Source organism: Pseudomonas extremorientalis (assembly GCF_001870465.1).
Lineage (GTDB): Bacteria > Pseudomonadota > Gammaproteobacteria > Pseudomonadales > Pseudomonadaceae > Aquipseudomonas > Aquipseudomonas extremorientalis.
The window spans coordinates 153,335-159,577 of the sequence record NZ_MDGK01000009.1 but is presented as its reverse complement, the minus strand read 5'-3'; the positions used below and the strand labels follow the sequence as shown (position 1 = coordinate 159,577).

Sequence of the window (6,243 nt, the reverse complement as noted above, 5' to 3'; positions counted from 1 at the left end):
TGCTACGCAACCCAACGCGGGGCAAGCCCGCTCGCCACAGTTAGCCCGCTCCCGCAGCCAAATAACGCGAAAATTTGCTGAAAAACGCCCCAAAACAGCGCACCCCTCTCCTGCTAAAAGCACCATAATCCCCTCCTGAAATTTCCCCTCTTTCGTATCAATGGTTTTTCGCGAGGACAGCGTGTCTAAAGGTGTGGTGTTATCGGTCTTGGCCTCGGTGTTGTTTGCCGTGATGTATTACTTCACGTCACTGCTCACGCCTTTGAGCGGCCTGGAAATTTTCGGCTGGCGCATGTTGCTCACCGTGCCGTGCATGACGGTGTTCATGATCGTCAGCGGCGAATGGCGACGGGTGTGGGAGCTGCTGCGGATGTTGGCGGCCCGACCTGCCTTGATTGCGGGCGTGCTGGTGTCTTCGGCTTTGCTGGGTGTGCAGCTGTGGTTATTCATGTGGGCACCGCTGAATGGACGCAGCCTGGATGTGTCGGTGGGGTACTTCCTGTTGCCACTGACCATGGTCCTGACTGGCCGCCTGGTGTGGGGTGAACAGCTGTCGCACTTACAACAGATCGCCGTCTGTTTCGCCGGCCTTGGGGTGCTCAACGAGCTGTACCAGGCCGGTGGTTTTTCCTGGGCCACGCTGGTGGTGATCATCGGCTACCCGGTCTATTTCATCGTGCGCAAGTACCTCAAGACCGACCATTTGGGTGGGCTCTGGCTGGACATGGCGTTGATGCTGCCGGTGGCCTGGTGGTTTGTGCAAAGCGGCGAGCAAGGCTTTGCGGTGCTGGATGCGCACCCCAAGCTGTACGCGCTGATTCCGACGCTGGGCCTGATCAGCGCGTCAGCACTGGTGAGTTACATCATCGCCAGCCGCCTGCTGGCGTTCAGCCTGTTCGGGCTGCTCAGCTACGTTGAGCCCGTGCTACTGCTGGGAGTGGCGTTGATCCTGGGTGAAGGGATCAAGGGCGGCGAATGGTTGACCTACATCCCGATCTGGCTGGCGGTGATGGTGCTGGTGTTTGAAGGGTTCAAGCACTTGGTACGCCAGCGTAAAGCCTGATCGGCAGACAGCAAAAAGCCCGGCCAGGTTACCCATGGCCGGGCTTTTTCGTGTGCGTTAGTCGGTGGTCAACACCCCACGACGCACCTGGTCGCGTTCGATCGACTCGAACAGCGCCTTGAAGTTACCCTCGCCAAACCCATCATCGCCCTTGCGTTGGATGAACTCGAAGAACACCGGCCCCATCAGGGTTTCCGAGAAGATCTGCAGCAGCAGGCGCTTGTCGCCTTCAACCGAGGAACCGTCAAGCAGAATGCCGCGTGCCTGCAGTTGATCCACCGGCTCGCCATGGTTCGGCAAGCGGCCTTCGAGCATTTCGTAATAGGTGTCCGGCGGCGCTGTCATGAAGCGCATGCCGATCTTCTTCAACGCGTCCCAGGTCTTGACCAGGTCGTCGGTGAGGAACGCCACGTGCTGGATGCCCTCGCCGTTGAACTGCATCAGGAACTCTTCGATCTGGCCGGCGCCCTTGGACGACTCTTCGTTCAGTGGGATGCGGATCATGCCATCCGGCGCGCTCATGGCCTTGGACGTCAGGCCGGTGTACTCGCCCTTGATATCGAAGTAACGCGCTTCACGGAAATTGAACAGCTTCTCGTAGAAGTTCGCCCAATAGACCATGCGGCCGCGATACACGTTGTGGGTCAGATGGTCGATGACCTTCAGCCCCGCACCCACTGGGTTGCGCTCCACGCCTTCGAGGTAGACGAAGTCGATGTCGTAGATCGAGCTGCCTTCGCCGAAACGGTCGATCAGGTACAGCGGCGCGCCGCCGATACCCTTGATGGCTGGCAGGTTCAGCTCCATCGGGCCGGTTTCGATGTGGATCGGCTGGGCGCCCAGTTCCAGCGCGCGGTTGTAGGCTTTTTGCGAGTCCTTGACGCGGAACGCCATGCCGCACACCGACGGGCCGTGTTCGGCAGCGAAGTAGGAAGCGATGCTGTTGGGTTCGTTATTGAGGATCAGGTTGATCTCGCCCTGGCGATACAGGTGCACGTTCTTGGAACGGTGGGTCGCGACCTTGGTGAAGCCCATGATCTCGAAGATCGGCTCCAGGGTGCCTGGCGTCGGCGACGCGAATTCGATGAATTCAAAGCCCATCAGGCCCATTGGGTTTTCGTATAGATCTGCCATGATTTGGCGCCTCATCATTCTTGTGTTTTGAAGGTTTCAATTGCCAGCAAGGATGGGGAGCACGGGCGGCGCACAGGAAAGACCTCGCACACTGCGGGCGAGGAAGTCACCAAAGATGAGGGGGGAGCCGAGTAGCTTCATGATGTCATCGGTCTCTGACGGCTTAGGCTTGCGTGAGCACAAGTCCATATTCTTGTATGCGTAAATCGATTCTACACAGCGTAACCGCGTTTGTCCGTACTCTTATCAAATCCCCATTACCCGCACCCGTGCAAGGGGTTTATTGCACAGGTAGATGCCCGCCAGGATGATCGCACCGCCCATCAGCATGGGCAGGGTGAACGGCTCGTCCAGCAGCACGGCGCCACAGATCACCGCCGTCAGCGGATTGAGCGCGATGAATACACCACTGCGGGTCGCGCCAATACGCCGGATGCCATCGTAATAGCCGATATACGCCAGGGCCGAGCCCAGTACCCCGAGGTAGAGCAAGCTGTACAACTGCGGCAGGTGGATAGCACTGAGCGCAACCAGAGTCAGCCGCCCGCTCAACAGCGTGGTGAGCGTAAGCATCAGCGTTCCCAGCAACACCGACCAGGTGACGGTCTGCAAAGGCCCCAGGCGCTGGTTAAGCGCGCGTGCGCCCAGCGAATAGAGGCCCCACCCCGCCACGCAGCCGGCGATCAGCAGATCGCCGCGCCAGGCGTTGGTCGCCCCCTGCAGCCCCTGTGGGTCGCGGTTGATGATGACAACCGCCGCGCCCGCCAGGCACAACCCGACCCCCAGTGCCTTGCCAAGCCCGAGGCGTTCCTTGAATAACAGCCAGGATGTCAGACCAATCACCGCAGGGTTCAAGGCGACGATCAGCGATGCCCGCGAGGCGCCGATGTACTGCAAGCCGTAGAAGAAGCACAGGTTGTAGAAAAAGATGCCGAAAAATCCCAGCAATGCCAGTCGCCCCAACTGCGGCAGGTTTGGACGGGCCAGGGGAATGCGCGCAAACGCCATGAACAGCAGCAGCGCTGCGCTGGCCAGCATAAAACGCAGGCTGGCCGCCAGCAGCGGGTCGATGGCACCGGACAAGTAGCGCCCGGCGACGAAGGTGCCGCCCCAGATCATGGAGACGGCAGCGAGCTTCAGGTAGGTCAAACAATCGCTGGAAGGTTTCATGGTGGTATTGCTCTGGTGCTGAACGAGTTAGCCTAGTGTTTGCCTGATACTTGATCATCGTAAAATGAGTAAATACTCATGACCCTGACCCAACTTGAAATTTTCTCCCTGGTCGCTGAGCTGCAAGGCTTTACCCATGCCGCCAACCGCCTGGGTATCAGCCAATCGGCGGTGTCGCATGCCATCAAGGGTCTGGAGCAGGAACTGGGGGTGGAGCTGTTCCGTCGTCATCAAGCCCATGTGGCGTTGACCGATATTGGCGAACAATTGTTGTTGCGCGCCCGCACCATGCTCGGCCTGGCCAACACCCTCGAACAGGAGGCCGCCGATGCCCGGGGCTTGAAGCGCGGCACGCTGCGCATCGGCTCCTTCGGGCCAACGTCGTCCAATCGGCTGTTGCCGCAGATCCTTCGGCCGTTTCGCCAGGCCTACCCCGACATTGAGGTGCATGTCGATGAAGGCCCGGACCGCCAGGTCATCCAATGGCTGGATGAGCGGCGCATCGACGTGGGTTTCGTGGTGCTGGAGCAAGAGCGATTCGACACCTTCACGCTGTTCACCGATCAGATGGTCGCGCTGTTGCCGGCCAACCACCCCCTGGTCGCACACCCTGCCCTGCGCCTTGAGGACCTCTGCGAGGCGCCCTTCATCCTGACCGAGGCCGGCTCGTCGGAGCTGGTCTCGCGCCTGTTCGCCGGTGCCCGGTTGACCCCGAAGGTGCGTTACCGTTGTGCGCAGTTGCTCAGCACGCTGGAAGCGGTGAGCCGTGGCGATGGCGTCAGCGTGGTGGCCCAGGGTTCCCTGCCGGTCACGGCAGACCCGCGTTATGTGGCACGTCCACTGGCACCGGCCATTACCCGTTCGATTGGACTGGCGGTGCTGGACCGCCGCCAGGCGTCACCCGCTACCCTGGCGTTTATTCGCGTGGCACAAGGCCTGGACTATGGGCATGTCCCGCCGCTATAGCGGCTGGCGATGATGGCGCAGCGCGCCGTTGTCATCCACGGTACTGAAGCGCAGGCTGGCAGCGCCGGATGGCAACTTCAGGATCGCGTCGAAGGACAGGCGCGTGGCGGACCGTGGGGCGATCAGTAGATATGGTGCGTGCCGTTGATGATCACACCGGCATCTACCGTCGCCGGTCCACCGTGCAGCAGCACTGCCAGTAGCAGTCCCAGATAACGCCCGCAAGGCTGCCTACTGACCGAACGGGTAGGTATCCCGAGCTTATTGCGGCGACTGCAACTATCATCGAGTCATGTCCGACCCGCCGTACTGACGCCTCTCTCACCTCGTACCAGGCTTTTACCCCATGCCCCTGACCGTCCAAGGCCCGCGCAGCCGTGCCACCCGTAACCTGATCAGCGTATTTTGCGCCATGGTGCCCGTTGCATTGGGCGTGGCGATCCTCCATTGGCAGGCCGAACGCACCCTTGAACAAAGCACCGCCCAGACCGCGCAGGAGGCTGTGCGCCAATTCGACTTGATGCTCGATAACACCGCCCTCGCCGCCCAGGCGTTGCTGCCACTGGCAGGTCAACCCTGTGATAACGGCGCGCAGCTGGCATTGCGCGAGCAGGTCACGCGCCGTCCATTCGTGCGGGCGACCACCTTGTCCTGGCAGAGAAACATCTACTGCAGCTCGCTGTTTGGTGACCAATACGCGTCACCGGTCAATCCGGATGATTATGTAGACGGCAAGTTGTGGTTGATGGATGGCAACCCGGTGACGCCGGATACCGCTCTGCTGGTGTACCGGCTGGTCGAGGGTGACAAGGCCGCATTTGCGTCGATCGACGGCTACCACCTGACCAACGCCTTGCGCCTGATCAGTCGTTACGCCGACCTGGTGCTGCAAGTCGGGCCCCATTGGCTGGGGGGCGATGGAAAAGTGCATGACACCGCGGTGCCGCTATTTGCCGTGGCGCACCATCATCTTGCATCCTCGCGTTATCACTACAGCGTCGACGCAGGCATGCCGGCTGGCGAAGTCTGGCGCTACATGCAGGCTCGATACCCGGCGTTGTTCAGCCTGCTGGTGTTCTTTGGCGTGCTGGCTGGGGCGCTGGCGCATTGGCTGCAAAAACGCTCTTCGGCCCCCACCCATGAACTGTATCGGGCATTGGCCGCCAACGAATTCATTCCGTACTTCCAGCCCGTGGTGCGCGGTGATACCCGTGAATGGGCAGGCTGCGAGGTACTGATGCGCTGGCAACACCCTAAGGAAGGGCTGGTGCGACCCGATCTGTTTATCCCCCTGGCCGAGCATTCGGGCCTGATCGTGCCGATGACTCGTGCTCTCCTGCGCCAGACCGCCGCGCAACTGGCGCCCCATGCCACGCGTTTCAACCCGGGATTCCATGTTGGTGTGAACATCACTGCACGCCACTGCCAGGACCTGGCACTGGTGGAGGACTGCCGTGAGTTTCTCGCCGCCTTTCCCGTGGGCCAGGTGACCCTGGTGCTGGAGTTGACCGAACGCGAGTTGATCGAACCTACCGAGATTACCCGCCGCTTGTTCGATGCCTTGCATCAATTGGGAGTGATGATTGCCATTGACGATTTCGGCACCGGCCATTCCAGCCTGGGCTATTTACGCAACTTCAATGTGGACTACTTGAAGATTGACCAGAGTTTTGTCGCCATGATCGGTGCAGATGCACTATCGGGGCATATTCTGGACAGCATCATAGAGCTGTCGGGCAAGCTCGACTTGGGCATCGTTGCAGAAGGTGTGGAGACACGCGAACAGTGTGATTACCTGGCCGCTCAAGGGGTGGACTTCCTGCAAGGCTACCTGTTTGGAAAGCCTTTACCCTGTGATGAATTTATTAAATCGCTGGCGCGTCATTGAATAGCCATGCACTACCTGTACT

Annotated in this window: 5 protein-coding genes; 3 read left to right on the top strand and 2 right to left on the bottom strand. The window is 60.3% G+C overall.

The window, feature by feature from the left end; genetic code table 11:
* Window positions 1–181: 181 nt before the first annotated feature.
* Window positions 182–1,063 carry an EamA family transporter RarD gene (rarD, locus tag BFN10_RS02230; protein ID WP_071488255.1) on the top strand — a complete coding sequence of 294 codons (882 nt, stop codon included), beginning with the start codon at window positions 182–184 and terminating at the stop codon, window positions 1,061–1,063.
* Between the two features lie 57 nt (window positions 1,064–1,120).
* Here the strand turns inward: rarD and hppD are convergent, their stop codons facing one another.
* Together hppD and BFN10_RS02220 are read right to left on the bottom strand one after the other, a co-directional pair.
* A complete protein-coding gene (gene hppD, locus BFN10_RS02225) occupies window positions 1,121–2,197 on the bottom strand; it encodes a 4-hydroxyphenylpyruvate dioxygenase (RefSeq protein WP_058425843.1) in 1,077 nt (358 codons plus the stop codon).
* 246 nt (window positions 2,198–2,443) lie between these two features.
* On the bottom strand, window positions 2,444–3,367 hold the full coding sequence (locus BFN10_RS02220) for a DMT family transporter (RefSeq protein ID WP_071488249.1): 924 nt from the start codon (window positions 3,365–3,367) through the stop codon (window positions 2,444–2,446).
* A gap of 78 nt (window positions 3,368–3,445) precedes the next feature.
* On the opposite strand from BFN10_RS02220, the gene BFN10_RS02215 reads away from it, so the two are divergent.
* Both BFN10_RS02215 and BFN10_RS02210 read left to right on the top strand, forming a co-directional pair.
* Window positions 3,446–4,333 (top strand): LysR family transcriptional regulator, encoded by an 888-nt coding sequence (locus tag BFN10_RS02215; protein WP_071488248.1) that lies wholly within the window; start codon window positions 3,446–3,448, stop codon window positions 4,331–4,333.
* A 346-nt stretch (window positions 4,334–4,679) separates the two neighbouring features.
* Window positions 4,680–6,221, top strand: coding sequence for an EAL domain-containing protein (locus BFN10_RS02210; RefSeq protein ID WP_071488247.1), 1,542 nt, complete (start codon window positions 4,680–4,682; stop codon window positions 6,219–6,221).
* Window positions 6,222–6,243: the final 22 nt, after the last annotated feature.

Bases quoted from the DNA above. Each gene is read 5' to 3' on its own strand.
- BFN10_RS02215 (WP_071488248.1), top strand. From the start codon at position 3,446: ATGACCCTGACCCAACTTGAAATTTTCTCCCTGGTCGCTGAGCTGCAA.
- BFN10_RS02210 (WP_071488247.1), top strand. From the start codon at position 4,680: ATGCCCCTGACCGTCCAAGGCCCGCGCAGCCGTGCCACCCGTAACCTG.
- hppD (WP_058425843.1), bottom strand. From the start codon at position 2,197: ATGGCAGATCTATACGAAAACCCAATGGGCCTGATGGGCTTTGAATTC.
- BFN10_RS02220 (WP_071488249.1), bottom strand. From the start codon at position 3,367: ATGAAACCTTCCAGCGATTGTTTGACCTACCTGAAGCTCGCTGCCGTC.